The organism is Myxococcus faecalis, from assembly GCF_050039385.1.
In the GTDB taxonomy this organism is placed as follows: Bacteria; Myxococcota; Myxococcia; order Myxococcales; family Myxococcaceae; genus Myxococcus; species Myxococcus fulvus.
Map to the genome: position 1 here is coordinate 1,038,000 of NZ_CP144336.1, position 14,249 is coordinate 1,052,248.

Here is a 14,249-nt window from a genome sequence, read left to right on the forward strand (position 1 = left end):
GAAGAACTGCAAAAGGGAGCCACCCACTTCCAGGAGCATGGCTCCGGTGTGGGCCAGCAGGGTCGGCTGAGGCAGTTCGCGCATGGGATGAGCCTGCCGTTCCACATCGCCCGGGCCTTGTTGGCGGACTCCGCCGCGCGCTCCCGGTACCTGCGTGTGGGGATGATGCAGACGATGGTCGCCCTGGCGCTCGCGCTGACGTGCATGGGGTCGGCGAAGAAGGCCGCGAACGCGGTGGACGAGCGACGGGACGCGGCCGTCGAGGCGGAGGTCTCCCGGGTCATCCAGGCGGCCGCGCACGCCATGGCGGAGGACAAGGCGAAGGACGTCGACCCGGAGGTGATGGAGCGCCTGCGCGAGCGGCGCCGACGACGCATCGCCGCCCGGGAGCGTGAGAAGCAGGAGGCCTCCGCGGGCCCCCAGGCCGGGGAGGAGACCTCCGTGGCGCGGGGCACGGCCGTCGCAGAGGTCGAGGCCGCCGAGCAGGGCGACGGGGATGAGCCCGCGGAAGCGCAGGCGGCGCCGGGTGACGAAGAGGCGGCCGCTGAACAGGAGCAAGGCTCCGGGACGGTGGCGCCAACGCACTTCGCGAAGAAGCCTGGCTCGATGTCCTCAGCTGGAACGACCGAGACCGCGTCGGCAGAGAAGTCCGCGAAGCCAGGAGACGAAACCCGTGGAGGGGAGCGCCAGGCACCGGCCTCCGAGAAGCACGCGGCCCCTCAAGCCACGAAGCCGGACGAACCCCCGGCCTCCGAGAACAAGGCTCGACCTTCCGAGAAACTCGCGGCAGCGGCGGAGCCGGCGGATGAGCGTCCGGCCTCCGAGAACTCGGCGCGAGATTCCCAGGCCCCTGCGGGGGCAGGGCTCGCGGAGACCGCCATCCCGGGCGCGCGTCCGATGGGGTCAGGAGCCATCGCGGACGACACCCTCAAGGCCCCGGCGAGCACCGAGGCCGTGCTGGATGACGTGGACTCTCTGCCCCCCGACGTGCGCGAGAGCCTCAAGGCCGCGAGCGCCGCCATGCAGCAGGCCCTGGAGGCCGAGGCCGCGCGCGACAAGGCCCTCGAGCAGCGGGTTCGCGACGTCGAGGCCGCGGCGAACGGACAGGGCGACGGGGGACCGTCTCTCGCGAGTGCGCTGGGAGCGCTCATCGCCGAGGCGATCACGACGGAGGTCCAGCAGGGCGGCGCCGAGGCCCCCTCTGACGGCGGCGTCGCGGGAGCCCCCTCGTCGAGCGAGCCCCGGAAGAAGGTCCATCCCCCTCCGCCGGAGGAGGACGCCCTGCCCTTCCTCTCGTACAAGGGCTTCTCGTTGCTCAGCCTGCCGTTCTGGATCGCCCTGTTCGCGGCGATGCAGCTCGCGCAGTGGGTCATCATCGCGCTCTCACGCGACTACCACGACGTCATCTCGCGCGACGCGAGCCTGCTCACGCGCATCGAGCCGGAGGACGAGGCCTTCACGCCGCACGTCCGGCTGAACGTGCAGTGGCTGCGCAAGAAGGTCCAGCGTCGGGTGCGCGCGATGCTCCTGTTCGCGGTGGGAGTCCCGGCCGCGGTCTTCGTCGCCTCGCCCTTGTTCTGCACGGGCCTGAGCGGCCCGTTGCTCACGGCGATCACCTCGCTGTGGGGCATGTGGTGGCTGATGGTGTTCACCGCCGCCAAGAGCTGCCGCGCCTGGGATGAGGTGGCGGGCCAGCGGCCTCCTTGGTTCCTGCGCGCGTGGACGACGCTCACCACCCGCGTGCCGGGCCTGCGGTGGGGGATTCTCCAGCGCTACGGCGCCATGTGGACCCAGCGCACGAGCGAGGTCTACGCGCCCGTCGCCTCGGTGGAGCGCCACCCCTGGGCGTATGCGGGGCTGTCGCTGGTCCGCTTCGTGGGCTCCTTCGCTCCGCTGAAGTTCTTCGTGCGGCCGCTCATCCCGGTGGCCTCCGCACACATCCTCCAGCACGAGCGTGCCCGCCGGCTCACCGCCACCAGCCCGGACCAGGACCACCCCGCCAAGGACTCCTGAGAGCGCGCGCCTCGTCACGGGGCTCTACGAACGACGCCGCCACTCAGGCATCACCCTCACGGGCAGCCGCACGAAGCAGTCGGCACCTGGTCCCAGGGAAGCCGGAGCGCGGCGAGCCACTCAGGTGTCGCCGCCCCGGGAGCATGTCTACGTCATCGGCCCCAAGCCCTCGGACACTGCCCCCCGCGGGCAGCGACACGAACCCGTCGGCTCGAAGCCCTCGGTCAACCCGAGCACGCCGAGCCGCTCAGGCGTCTCCACCCCGGGTGCGCTTCTCTGTCGGCGGCGGCTCCGAGCCCTCGGGCGCGGGGCCCGTGGGCAGCGGCGGCGCGGTGGGAGCCGCGGGCGCGGTCATCTCCAGCCGCTCGCCCGTCTCGCGCGAGTCCGGCAGCGCGATGAGCGCCTGGAGCTGCAGGCTCACCGCGCGGAAGAACCCCGTGAGCAGTTCGGGCCGGTCCGCGAGCAGGTCCAGGAAGTCACGCCGGTCGATGATGAGCACCCGCGTGTCCACCGCGGCCACCATGTCCGTGGGACGCGGCGCGCCATCCAGCAGGCTCACCTCGCCGAAGGCCTGCTTGCCCTGGAAGCGCAGCACGTGCTCGCCGTCGTGGAACGCGTCGATGGCGCCGTCGACGATGACGTAGAGCGCGTCCCCCGGGTCGCCCTGCGCATAGATGCGCTCACCGGCGCGGAAGAAGCCCTCGCGGGCCACCGCGGCGATGGCCGCGATGTCATCCACGTCGCTCTGGGAGAAGACGCTCACGCCCTCCAGCTCGAACATCCGTTGGACAATGCGGTCGCTCAATTCACCCTCCTGCGGGAGCACGTCCAGCCCGTTCACCCGCGCGATGTGGCGGGCGCACGCGCGCAGCACCACGTCCTCGCTCTGCACCAGCGCCGCCAGCCTGCGCCACAGCCGCCCCGACGCCCCGGGAGGCAGCTCCCGGTGGTGCGCCTCCACCTGCTCCATCACCAGCTCCCGGTCCTCCTCGGAGAGCAGGTTGTCCAACAACTCCAACGCCAGCGCCCGCCGCCGCGCATCCTGCCCCACCAGGTTGTAGTGGATGCCGCGCATGCGGTGCGACGAGTCCAACAACCCCAGCAGGAAGAACGACAGCTCGAGCGCCTGGTCCAGCCGGTCGCCCACCGCGCGGGTGAGCAACGAGCCATCTCCCAACGCCGCGCGCACGTCGCGATAGGCCCCCACCAGCGCCCGATACGTGTCCCGCCGGCGGCCCAGCGCCTCGCGCACGCGGTCCACGTCCACCGGATGCTCGGGGTGCTCGTCGCGAAGCCGCGACAGCTGCGCGCCGATGCGGAAGTGCAGCGAGGCATCATCCCGCACGTTGGAGAACAGCAGCGCATCCAGCGCCGCGGGCGTACCGATGCCCCGCAGCACGCGAGGCAGTTGCAGCCGCATCGCCAGCGGCGCCTTCTTGTTGTTGAGGTGCTCCTCCACCAGCGGCGTCACCGCGTCGCCCAGCGCGATGAGCGCCTCGCGGGCCGTCTTGCGCTCCTCGCGCCACGTCAGGAAGGGCAACAGCCGGGGCGCGAGCTCCACGTAGCCGCCCTCCCCCACCGCGGCCAGCGTCACGCGCCGCACGGTGGTGTCCCCATCATCCAGATACCGGGCGAGCGGCCCCGCGAAGCGCGCGTCCTGGAGCCGCCCCAGCAGCTTCGCCACCTCACGGCGCTCCATCACCGGAGCCCCTTCACCGCGCGCGAGCAGCTCCTCCAGCGACGCGAGCGCCGCCGCGCTCCCCGTCGACTTCACCAGGGCGCCGATGGCCGCGCACCGCAGCCCCACGTCCGGGTGGTTGAGCAGCGCCGGCAATAGCCGCTCCGCCCGCTCCGGAGACAGCCGCGCCAGCGCCCACACGGCCTGGTCCCGAGGCCGACGAGGCCCCTCCTCCACCAATCGCTCCAGCACCGGCGCCAGCTCGCGAGCCTCCAGCTCCAGCGCCAGGGCCACGCCCCGCTCCAGCACGCGCTCATGCGGATGTCGCAGCAACGCCGGCAGGTGCTGCCGCAGCGACACCTCCGCCTGCTCCATCAAATCCACGGCGCGCAGCACGCGGTCCGGCATGGGGGCCGACAACGCCTCCGTCAACAGGCGCTGCTCCTCCTCCCCCTCCAGCTCCACCTCCTCTTCCTCGTGCGCGCCCACCTGCTCACCCAGCGCCGCGACGTAGGCGGGCTTGAGCCGCACCAGGAGCAACCCGAGCGCCGCGCACATGGCCACCACGGCCACCGCCATCGACATGCCCGTGGCCGCGCGCCCCGCGCCGATGAGCAGCAGACCGGCCACCACCACGCCGCTCTTGCGCAAGAGCCCATCCACCGCCGCGCGCAGCCCCTCGCGCTGGTCATCCGGCACCGCCGCGTAGAGCAGTTGGATGCCCACCGGCAGGATGGAGTAGCTCACCGCCGTCTCCACCAGCCGCAACAGGTGCACCGGCCACAGGTCGGGCGTCACCAGCGTCGCCCCCGCCAACGGCGCGAGCACCAGCGGCACCAGCGCCACGTAGCGCAGGAGCCCCAGGCGCTTGAGCAGCCGCTGCGTCAACAACAGCTGGAACGCGACGCAGAACAGTCCAATCCACAGCTGCAGCGAGCCGAAGAGCGCCGCCAGCGCGTCCTCGCTGAGCTGGCCCTCCAGCCGGATGCGGAACAGGTAGTCGACGAAGGACGACAGCACCGCGAACGAGATGCCCAGCGCCGCGAGCACCTGCGCGTAGGGGCTCTCCGCCAGGTAGCTGAACGCCATGAACGACGTGGGCGCCGGACGCCCCCGGGGCGGAGGCGGCGGCTCACCGCGATACAGGTGGTGGAAGATGGCGCCCGCGGCCAAGAGCCCCAGGCCGCCGCTCACCACCATGGCCGGCGTGCCCAGCCGCTCCGCCAGCCCCTGGACCAGCAGACCTCCGACGATGCCGCCGCCCATGGCGAAGCCATTGAGCGCGGTGAAGGCGCGCCGGGCCTCGCGCGCATCGAAGGCGGACGCCATACGCGCCCAGAACCGGAATGACACGAACGTCGAGAACGTGTCCGCGAACAGGTACAGCGCCAGCGCCGACGTGCTCACGCCCACCGACAGCGCCACCGCCAGCCCCATCGACACCACACCGCCCAGCCCCGTCAGCACGCCCGGCGACTCGAACGGCGAGCCAGGCTTGAAGCGCGGCAGCACCGTCAGCGCCGCGGTGATGAGGGCGCCCAACAGGTACAGGTAGGGCAGCGCCTGCGAGTCGAAACGCGACAACACCAGCGCGTTGGCCGCCGTCTTGAGCTGCGTCACCCCAGCGATGAGCGCGAACTGAAAGGCGGCCGCCGGCAAGAGGCGGCGGTTCCAGGATGAGGTGGCGGAGGGGGGCACGTTGCGCGAGGGGCGGCGAGGCTACCCCACCACCCCGACAGCCATGATTAACACAGACGCCCGTCCGCCCGCGCCCCCCACGGGGCACTCGCCGGGTGGTCGGCCAGGCAGGGCCCCCGAAGGGCTCACCTGGGAATACCCGCGGCCCCCCATGCTCCCCCGCATGCCCGGAGAGCCGGCTACACTGCCCGCCGTGACGACGGCCACCGACACCTTGCTGGACGGCACCCACACGGTGCTCACACCGGAGTACGTGGAGTTCCGCTTCACGCTCGCGGGCCTGTACTCGCGCTTCCTGGCGTGGCTCCTGGATTCGGTCATCGTCGTGGTCATCAGCCTCGCCGTCATCCTGGGGCTGAGCCTGGTCATGGCCGCCTTCCCCGGCGTCGCGAGCGCGCTGGGCATCGTCGTGTACTTCCTGGTGGACTGGGGCTACGGCATCACCCTGGAGACGCTCTGGAGCGGCCAGACGGTGGGCAAGCGCGCCCTGTCCCTGCGGGTCATCCAGGAGAGCGGCGTGCGCATCGGCTTCTACCACGCGGCGCTGCGCAACCTGGCCCGTCCCGTGGACCGGCTCCCCCTGCTGTACCTGGTGGGTGGCGTGACGGCGCTCGTCTCCGGCTCGCAGCAGCGGCTGGGGGACATGCTCGCCGGCACCATCGTCGTGCGGGAGCGGCGGCTGAAGGTGCCCTCCGCCATCAACGCCTCCGGCGAGGAGGGCCTGCTGGCGGATCCGCTCTTCGTCTCACGCGTGAAGCGGCTGTCCACGGAGGAGCGGGAGCTGGTGCTCACCGCCGTCCTCCGCCGGGACGAGCTGCGCATGGAGGCCCGCCTGCGCCTGTTCGCCGCGCTCGGCGCGCGGCTGCAGGACGCGCTGGCGATGGAGAAGCCCGCCCACCTCTCCGACGAGAAATGGACGCTGCTCGTCGCCGCGGCCCTCCTGCCCAAGCGCTAGAAGTACGCCGCCACGCCCGCCGACAACGTCAGCGAGTTCTGCGTCTTCTCGTTGAGCGCGATGTAGAAGTTGTACTGCGCCCTGAGCCCCACGCTCACCGAATCCGACATGAAGAAGTCCACGCCGGCATTGGGCCCGATGCCGACGAAGTTGCTCATGCTCTCCTTGAAGACGATGAGGTAGCTGATGTCGGAGCCGAGGTAGGGGCGGATGCTCTCCTCCATCAGCAGGTAGCGGATGCCCAGCGACGGGGCCAGGCCCACCACGCGCTTGCGCGCCGGGTCCGTCGTGTCGCGGGGGAAGGCCACCTTCGACAGGGACACCAGCTCGAAGCCGTTCTCGATGTAGAGGCTCGCGTCGATGCCCAGGAAGAAGGCGTCGTCCAACCCCTTGGTGCGGTTGAAGTCCATGTAACCCAGCGACAACCCGAGGCTGCGATTGGCGAACTGGGCGTGAGCCGGGGCCGCCCCGAGCAGGGCCAGCGCGAAGGTGAAAGCACAGAGCAAGGTACGCATGGGCGGCCACTCTAATCGTGCAACCCACCGAAATCAGCCCGGATTCAGGCCCCGCCGAGGCGTTGCGCCAAAGGAGGCGCTCTCCTACACTCGGTCGGCCATGCGTCTTGCCCGTCTCGTCACCGCGCTTTCCCTGGTCTGCACGCTTCCGCTCGCCGGCTGTCTGTCCACGCCGCCGCCGCATGAGCGCGCGCTCATCAACAACGAGCTCTGCGCCCAGGAGCTGCACGCCCAGAACCTGGTGAAGGCGGAGGTCTACTGCGACCTGGGCCTGGAGTTCTCGCCGCAGTACGCGGACCTGTGGGCCAACAAGGGCATCATCGCGATGATGGCCGGCCGCAAGGAGGACGCGAAGAAGCACTTCATCAAGGCCCTGCGCTACAACCAGGAGCACCTCCAGTCCTACCAGAACCTGGGCTACCTCTACGCGGAGGAGGGAGCCTACGGGAAGGCGCACGACAACTACCGGCGCGCCCTGAAGGTGAACCCGGACAACCTGGACACGCGCTACAGCCTCGCCGTCACGATGATGAAGATGAAGAAGTACACGGAGGCGAAGAAGGAGTTCCGCACCCTGCTCGCCATCAATCCGAACCTGGCCGCCGCCCACCACTCGCTGGGCATCATCGCCTTCGAGGAGGACCAGTACGAAGAGGCCGCCGAGCACATGGCCCAGTCCGCCGCGACGGACCCGAACAACCCCGACGTCTGGCACGACTACGGCAACACGCTGATGGAGCTGGGCCGCTTCGTCGACGCGCGCGAGGCCTTCGCCAACTGCATCCAGCTGGACGCCAAGCTGACCAGCTGCGTCAACAACCTCGCCCTGGCCCAGCGCAAGGCGGCGCTCACGGACGCGGGCCTGCGTGAGGTCAAGGACACCCAGCAGGCGGAGAACTCCGCCCCCGCGCTCTTCACCCTCGCCCGCACCTTCCGCGAGAAGGGGCTTCTGGCCGAGGAGGAGACCACCTACAAGAAGTGCGTGAAGCTGGATGGGAAGTACGCCCCCTGCCACTTCGGACTCTTCGAGCTCTTCCAGGACGCCAACAAGCACGAGCACGCCGAGGTGGCCTGCAAGAACTTCCTGAAGTATGCGACTTCCGAAGAGTTCCCCACCGAGTATCAGACGTGCGAGAAGTACCTGAGCAACGCGACGTTCTGATGCCCCGCAGTTCCCTGCAAGCACCACCCCCTCGATGAGCGTCCGTCTCACCGTCACGCAGCGCAGCGAGGCCGGAGCCAAGGGCACCGAGCACGTCCTCACCGAATCGGTCATCACGCTGGGGCGAGACAAGTCCTGCCAGGTGGTGCTGGCCCAGCAGGCGGTGTCGCGCAACCACGCGCGCATCTGCCAGGAGGGCACGCTCTTCTTCCTGGAGGACCTGGGCAGCGCCTATGGCACCCAGGTCAACGGCAAGCCCCTGCCCAAGGGCGAGAAGCGCCTCTTGCGCAACGGCGACGTCATCGCCATCGCGCAGTACGACGTGCGCTTCGACAAGGTGACGGAGCTCATCAACGGGGACGCCACGTCGGAGAAGACGTCCTTCATCGCGCGCGACAACCTGAAGGACGTGATGCGCGGACTGTCCTCCTCGGAGGAGCGCTACCTGCGCATCATGAACGGCCCCCGCGAGGGCGAGCGCATCGAAATCGCGGACGCGTCCGAGCTGGTCATCGGCCGGGACGAGAAGGAGGTGGACATCGTCCTCAAGGACGACCTCACCTCGCGCAAGCACGCGAAGATCCGCCGCGACTGGTCCGGAACCCACGTGGAGGACCTGGGCAGCCGCAACGGCATCAAGGTCAACAAGAAGCGGGTGAACCGCAAGGCGCTCAAGGACAACGACGAGGTGGAGGTGGGCGGCACGCGCTTCCTCTACGTCGACCCGGCCGAGCCCGCCGAGGAGCCCGTCCAGCTCGCCACCGACGTGAAGAAGGCCCCGCCTCCGTCGCCCTCGCGCCCCGCGCCGGTGCGCAAGGAGAAGCCTCCGGAGCCGGAGCCCGAGCCCGCTCCCCCGGAGCCGGAGCCGGAGCCCGCGCCCCCGGAGCCGGAACCCGAGCCCGAGCCCGGCCCCATCGAGGAGCCCATCCAGTCCTCCCAGGAGAACTCCGTCCCGGACGAGGTCGCGCCGGGCGGCGCCATGGCGATGCTCAAGGACAAGCAGAAGCTCGTCCCGCTCGTCGTCATGGGCGTGGTGGGGCTGGTGTTCCTGGTGCTGCTCATCGCCGTGGTCGCCGGCGCCTGAGGGGGCACGGGAGGCGCGGGCGCGACATGCGCGCCCGCACGCACTCACCGCGGGGACGGCGTCACGTCAGCGCTTCGGCCGGGCGGCCTTGAGCGTCTCGGCCTGCTTCTTCAGCGCGAGCAGCGTGCCCTTGGCGCGCTGGGTGGAGCGCTTCTTCAGGCCCGGGTCCAGCTCGATGGCCCGACTCAGGTCCTTGAGGCCCTCCGGGACGTTGCCCCGGCGCAGCAGGATTTCGCCGCGGCCCACCAGCGCGTCGCCGTGCGAGCCATCCAACGCGAGCGCGCGCTGGTAGGCGTCGAACGCGGCGTCCACGCGCTCCATCGTCAGCAGCGTGGCGGCCAGCTGGGTGTGGAAGGCGGGCTCCTGCGGCGCGGCCGCCGTCAGGCCCTGGAAGATGTCCAGCGCCAGCCGGGTGCGGCCGGCCTGGAGCATCTTGTGGCCCACGGCGGCGTACTCGAAGAGCCGCTCACGTGTCATTCCCAGGAACTGGCCCAGCTGGAGCTCGCCCTTGACGAGCTTGTCCACCAGGGCCTTCGGAATCCGCACGTCCGGCGTTCCACCGCTCTCCGGTTTGCCGCTCAAGACCACCTCGCGAGAGGCCCCTCGGACAGGGCCCCTCTTGTTGCCATGGGTCAGATGAAGATGTTGCTGCGCGGCTTGACCATATCATTCAGCGAGTTGATCTCATCCAGCGCCTTGAACATGTCGGCGACGGACTTGAAGCGGTCCTCGAGGGGCTGCTCCTTCTCGGACTCCTTCGGCTTGCCCAGCACGGCGATGGCCTGGGTGATGTGGTCGTTCACCTTCTGCATCAGCGCGTCGCGCTGCTGGGTGACGTCCCCCGCCTTGGACGTGTCCTTCTTGTCCTTGGCCGGCTCGGGCAGCAGGTTGAGCACCGAGGGGGTGTCCTTGTACTGGAACTCCAGGTCCTTGCCGTGCTTGAAGGTGGCGCCGCCGCCCTCGTCGCCCAGGACTTCCTTGCCCTGGTTGGCCCAGTCGTCGGAGTCCTTGCCCATGACGAGCAGGTCCCGGCTGTTGTTCTGGAAGGTGTCGTTCCACTGGAAGGCGACGGTCGTCTCGTAGCCGTCCTTGGTCAGCTCACCGACCTTGCCCTTGCCCTTGTCGATGTCCGTGACGGCGATGTGGTCCGCGCCGTTGGTGATGTCCAGCTTGCCCGTCACCGTCATCCCGTTGTTGCCCCAGGGCACGGTGGTGCAGTTGATCTCCGTCCCGTCCGGCAGCTGGAACGTGGTGTTGCGCTTGAAGTCGAACTTGCCGCCGTCGCTCTCGTCGACGTGCGGGTCGCCCCAGATGCGGGTGCTCTTGCCGTCCGGACCGGAGATCTTCCACTCGAACTGGCCCAGCTGCTCGATCTTGTAGCCGCCCGGCGTGGTGATGGTGCCCTTGTCGTCCACCTTCAGCTTGTCCGCCGGGCGGAAGGTGTTCTCGTCGATGAGCGGCTTCTCCGTGGGGAACACGTTCCCGGAGTCCACCGTCGCGGTCAGGTCGCTCACCCGGACCGGCTCGGTCGAGAACGAGTTCTCGCTGAGCTGGTTGAGCGCCTTCACCGCGGACTCGATGTCCGCGAACGCGCTCTCCACCGTCTTCTCGATGAGACCGAGGTTCTTCGTCAGCTCCGCATCGCTCAGCCCGACCTTCGTGCTGCCAGTGCTGAGGGTGCGGGAAGCGTTGCCGGCCTGATTGACACTCGTCATGACTTCCTCCCGAATCTCGGGGAATCCGCGCTGGAGAGCACGCACTCCCGCCTTCCTTCCATTGTCGGTGTCCGGCCTCGCGAGTTGCGTTGAAACGCGAGGATTCCGATCACGACGGCGGGGGTCGGAAGTGACGCCCCCGCGCCCTGCCCTGCCCCGGGACTACCGGGTGGAGATGCGGGCCACCGGCTGGATGTTCAGCTCGGGGGACAGCTCCTGGTAGCTCAGCACGGAGAACGAGGGGTTGAACTCGTACTCCAGCAGCTTGCGCACGTAGCGCCGGATGTCCATGGCGGTGAGGATGACGGGGCGCTGGGCGGACGGGGGCAGGTGGCCACACTCCGAGCGCACGGCCTGGACGATCTCCTGCGCCAGCTCCGGCTCGAGCGCCAGGTGCGCGCCCGCCGAGGTGCGCTTGATGGAGCCGCGGATGGCCTCCTCGATGTTGGGGTCCAGCAGGTAGACCACCAGCGTGCCGCTGCCGCGCGCGTACTTGTGGGAGATGTAGCGGCGCTGCGAGGCGCGGACGTGCTCGGTGAGCATCACGTTGTCCGCCTCCACCTGGCCGTACTCCGACAGGGCCTGGAGGATGCCGCGCAGGTCACGGATGGAGATCTCCTCCTCCACCAGGCGCTGGAGGATGTCCGTGAGCTTCAGGACGTTGACGACCTTGGGGATGACCTCCTTGACGATGGCGGGGAAGGCCTTCTCCAGCTGCTCCAGCATCGTCTGCGTCTCCTGCACGCCGACGAACTCCCGCGCGTTGCGCCGGAGGATGGCCGCCACGTGGAGGATGATGTAGCCGGGCACGTCCCACGTCGTCAGGCCCGCGGCCTCCAGCGTGTCGCGGTGCTGCTCGGGCACCCACGCGGCCGGCTGGCGGGTGGCGGGGTTGATGGCCTCGAAGCCCTGGATGTTCATCAGGCGCAGGCGGTCCACCGTGTCGTTGACGAGCACGTGGCCCAGCGTGGCCTGCCCGGTGACGACGGGCACCTCGTTGATTTGAATCTGGTACGCCCCCGGCGGCAGCGACGAGTTGCCGCGCGCGCGCACGCCCGGGAAGCGGACTCCCAGCTCCACGAAGAGGCCATCGCGCATGAACGGGATGAGCTCGAAGAGGAACTTGCCGTTGTCCTGACGCGAGTCCACGTACGGCACCAGCGCGTCGGAGACCTCCAGGACGATGGGCGTGACGACGGGGATGAAGAGCTCGGAGTCCGGGTTCATCGGCTCCTTGGGCGCCGGCTCCGACGACATCGGCGTGCCCAGGTCCGACTCCATGGCCGGCCCGGCCTCCTCCACCATCTGCGCTTCCTTCTGCTTCTTGAGCATCGTCCACGCGCCGAAGCCCGCGCCGAAGCCCAACAGGAAGAAGGGAATCTTCGGCAGACCCGGCACCAGGCCCAGGATGATGAGCATGCCCGCGGCGATGGCGATGGCCTTCGGGTAGGCGGTGAGCTGGCTGCCCATGTCCTTGCCCAGGTGGGCCCCCTCCTCCTCGCCGCCGACGCGCGTCACGATGATGCCGGCGCAGGTGGAGATGAGGATGGCGGGAATCATGCCGACCAGGCCGTCACCGATGGTGAGCAGCGTGTACTTCTGGGCCGCGTCGGCCGCGGACATGCCCTTCTGCGTCACGCCGATGATGAGGCCGCCGACGATGTTGACGACGGTGATGATGATGCTGGCGATGGCGTCGCCCTTGACGAACTTCATGGCGCCGTCCATGGCGCCGAACAGCTGGCTCTCGCGCTCCAGGTCGCGGCGCTTCTTCTTGCCCTGGTCCTGGTCGATGGAGCCCGCGCGCAGGTCCGCGTCGATGGACATCTGCTTGCCCGGCATCGCGTCCAGGGTGAAGCGCGCGGCCACTTCGGCGACGCGCTCCGAGCCCTTGGAGATGACGATGAAGTTCACGATGACCAGGATGAGGAACAGGATGGCGCCGACGACGAAGTTGCCCTGCACCACGAAGTTTCCGAAGGCGACCACCACCTCACCCGGATCTCCCGTCAGCAGGATGAGCCGCGTGGTGGAGATGGTCAGCGACAGCCGGAACATCGTGGTGATGAGCAGGAGCGTCGGGAACACCGACAGGTGCAGCGCCGCTGGCACGTAGAGGGACACCAGCAGCAGCACCACCGAGATGCTGATGTTCAGCGTCAGCAGCACGTCCAGCAGCAGCGGCGGCAGCGGGACGATCATCATCCCGACGATGGCCACCACGACAACAGCCAGGACGATGTCGGAGTACTTCGAGAGGAAGCTGTTCGGATTGGAGGCGGACATCAGAGGATACCCATCCTAGTCCGCGCCCGGCCCCGGGCCCAAGGGGGGCCTCACGAGCCGGGCGGGGGTGTTCCGTCCAGGGGGGAGACGGGGGGACTTCAGGGACGCTCGGAGCCGGAGTCGCGCTCGGGGGCGCCGGACTGGGCCTCCTCCACGCTCTCCAGGGCGGCGGCCGCCAGCATCCGCGCGCGAGCGCTCAAGGGGTCCTTGCCCTCGGGGTCCAGGGACACCGCGTGGTTGAAGTCACGCGCCGCCTCCATCACCTTGCCCTGGCGCAGATGGACCTCACCCCGGTTGACGAACGGCGTCAGGTCCGAGGGGTCCAGCTCGATGGCCCGGTTGAAGAAGGCCTCCGCCTGGTCCAGGTTCTCCAGCGCCAGGTGGCAGGCGCCGAGGGCGGTCTGGAAGTACGCCTCCGAGCCATCCATCGCGGCCAGCTCCTCGAAGAGGGCCAGCGACTCCTGGAAGCGGCCTTCCTGGAACAGGTCGAAGCCCTGCGTGGCCCGCTCCAGCAGCGCCGGACCGGACAGCGGCTTCACATCATTCTCGGAGACCGGCGCCTTGGCTTGGGTCGTCGTCATCTGGACTCATTCCCGGGGCGGAACATGGAGGCGGCCTGGAGTCTAGCCCGCCTCCAGCAGGCCCACCAGTCAGGAGACGCCGAGCGAGCTAATCGTCGAAGCCGTCGCGCGTCTTCTGCAACTGCTTCTTCAGGTTGGCGATGGCCATGTCCACGCCCTTCTGGGCCACCACCGCGCTGAACATCTGCGCCTTGAAGCGGTCGTCGACGTGCTTGTCGATGTCCTTCAGGGACGCGTTGGGGTTCTGCTTCATGAAGCTGGCGACGTCCTCGTCCAGCTTCTTGGCGATGGTCTCCGACACGGAGTCGGGGAAGAAGCCGAGGAACGCCTTGTTCTCCAGGATCTTGTCCGTGCCCAGGGCGCTCGCGTAGTTGTCGCGGTCCGCGCCGGTCAGCTTGCTCGGGTCCTTCTTGCGGATTCCATCCATGGTGGCCTGCTGCTTGGCCCGCTCCGCGGCCGGATCCGACGGCGTCTGGGTGGAAGACTCGGACGCGGTCTTCTGCGTCGAGGAGGTATAGCGGGGACCGCCATTGACGGGAGCGACCATGGATTTCTCCAAAAG

The 14,249-nt window shown here is 69.2% G+C and carries 11 protein-coding genes; 4 read left to right on the forward strand and 7 right to left on the reverse strand.

Translation table 11 applies throughout. From position 1 onward, the window contains the following. Window positions 1–48 precede the first annotated feature (48 nt). Window positions 49–2,013 carry a hypothetical protein gene (locus tag VZQ01_RS04005; protein ID WP_426746938.1) on the forward strand — a complete coding sequence of 655 codons (1,965 nt, stop codon included), beginning with the start codon at window positions 49–51 and terminating at the stop codon, window positions 2,011–2,013. Between the two features lie 247 nt (window positions 2,014–2,260). Here the strand turns inward: VZQ01_RS04005 and VZQ01_RS04010 are convergent, their stop codons facing one another. After that, on the reverse strand, window positions 2,261–5,389 hold the full coding sequence (locus VZQ01_RS04010; protein WP_426746939.1) for a cyclic nucleotide-binding domain-containing protein: 3,129 nt from the start codon (window positions 5,387–5,389) through the stop codon (window positions 2,261–2,263). 151 nt (window positions 5,390–5,540) lie between these two features. Between VZQ01_RS04010 and VZQ01_RS04015 the strand changes: the two genes are divergently transcribed. Further along, window positions 5,541–6,344 (forward strand): RDD family protein, encoded by an 804-nt coding sequence (locus tag VZQ01_RS04015; protein WP_370640325.1) that lies wholly within the window; start codon window positions 5,541–5,543, stop codon window positions 6,342–6,344. Here VZQ01_RS04015 and VZQ01_RS04020 read toward each other — a convergent pair. Beyond that, a complete protein-coding gene (locus VZQ01_RS04020) occupies window positions 6,341–6,859 on the reverse strand; it encodes an outer membrane beta-barrel protein (protein ID WP_223746608.1) in 519 nt (172 codons plus the stop codon). The genes VZQ01_RS04015 and VZQ01_RS04020 overlap by 4 nt on opposite strands. A gap of 100 nt (window positions 6,860–6,959) precedes the next feature. On the opposite strand from VZQ01_RS04020, the gene VZQ01_RS04025 reads away from it, so the two are divergent. Together VZQ01_RS04025 and VZQ01_RS04030 are read left to right on the forward strand one after the other, a co-directional pair. Further along, window positions 6,960–8,021, forward strand: a complete 1,062-nt coding sequence (locus VZQ01_RS04025; RefSeq protein WP_223746607.1) for a tetratricopeptide repeat protein — start codon at window positions 6,960–6,962, stop codon at window positions 8,019–8,021. Between the two features lie 34 nt (window positions 8,022–8,055). Further along, complete coding sequence (locus tag VZQ01_RS04030) at window positions 8,056–9,105, forward strand: FHA domain-containing protein (RefSeq protein ID WP_223746606.1); 1,050 nt, start codon at window positions 8,056–8,058, stop codon at window positions 9,103–9,105. Window positions 9,106–9,171: 66 nt separating this feature from the next. On the opposite strand, the gene VZQ01_RS04035 is transcribed toward VZQ01_RS04030, so the two are convergent. The 5 genes from VZQ01_RS04035 to VZQ01_RS04055 form a co-directional block, all read right to left on the reverse strand. Further along, window positions 9,172–9,693 carry a tetratricopeptide repeat protein gene (locus VZQ01_RS04035; RefSeq protein ID WP_370640324.1) on the reverse strand — a complete coding sequence of 174 codons (522 nt, stop codon included), beginning with the start codon at window positions 9,691–9,693 and terminating at the stop codon, window positions 9,172–9,174. Between the two features lie 44 nt (window positions 9,694–9,737). Continuing rightward, the gene (locus VZQ01_RS04040; RefSeq protein WP_223783100.1) at window positions 9,738–10,820 is read right to left on the reverse strand and encodes a DUF1521 domain-containing protein; all 1,083 of its coding nucleotides are present in this window, start codon (window positions 10,818–10,820) and stop codon (window positions 9,738–9,740) included. A 162-nt stretch (window positions 10,821–10,982) separates the two neighbouring features. Further along, window positions 10,983–13,106 (reverse strand): type III secretion system export apparatus subunit SctV, encoded by a 2,124-nt coding sequence (gene sctV / locus VZQ01_RS04045; RefSeq protein ID WP_223746603.1) that lies wholly within the window; start codon window positions 13,104–13,106, stop codon window positions 10,983–10,985. A 98-nt stretch (window positions 13,107–13,204) separates the two neighbouring features. After that, window positions 13,205–13,687, reverse strand: coding sequence for a tetratricopeptide repeat protein (locus VZQ01_RS04050; RefSeq protein WP_223746602.1), 483 nt, complete (start codon window positions 13,685–13,687; stop codon window positions 13,205–13,207). Window positions 13,688–13,775: 88 nt separating this feature from the next. Beyond that, a complete protein-coding gene (locus tag VZQ01_RS04055; protein WP_223746601.1) occupies window positions 13,776–14,234 on the reverse strand; it encodes a hypothetical protein in 459 nt (152 codons plus the stop codon). Window positions 14,235–14,249 lie beyond the last annotated feature (15 nt).

What these genes read in the sequence shown, in the direction of transcription:
- VZQ01_RS04015 (WP_370640325.1), top strand. Translation starts at nt 5,541, where the DNA reads ATGCTCCCCCGCATGCCCGGAGAGCCGGCTACACTGCCCGCCGTGACG.
- VZQ01_RS04020 (WP_223746608.1), bottom strand. Translation starts at nt 6,859, where the DNA reads ATGCGTACCTTGCTCTGTGCTTTCACCTTCGCGCTGGCCCTGCTCGGG.
- VZQ01_RS04025 (WP_223746607.1), top strand. Translation starts at nt 6,960, where the DNA reads ATGCGTCTTGCCCGTCTCGTCACCGCGCTTTCCCTGGTCTGCACGCTT.
- VZQ01_RS04030 (WP_223746606.1), top strand. Translation starts at nt 8,056, where the DNA reads ATGAGCGTCCGTCTCACCGTCACGCAGCGCAGCGAGGCCGGAGCCAAG.
- VZQ01_RS04040 (WP_223783100.1), bottom strand. Translation starts at nt 10,820, where the DNA reads ATGACGAGTGTCAATCAGGCCGGCAACGCTTCCCGCACCCTCAGCACT.
- sctV (WP_223746603.1), bottom strand. Translation starts at nt 13,106, where the DNA reads ATGTCCGCCTCCAATCCGAACAGCTTCCTCTCGAAGTACTCCGACATC.
- VZQ01_RS04050 (WP_223746602.1), bottom strand. Translation starts at nt 13,687, where the DNA reads ATGACGACGACCCAAGCCAAGGCGCCGGTCTCCGAGAATGATGTGAAG.
- VZQ01_RS04055 (WP_223746601.1), bottom strand. Translation starts at nt 14,234, where the DNA reads ATGGTCGCTCCCGTCAATGGCGGTCCCCGCTATACCTCCTCGACGCAG.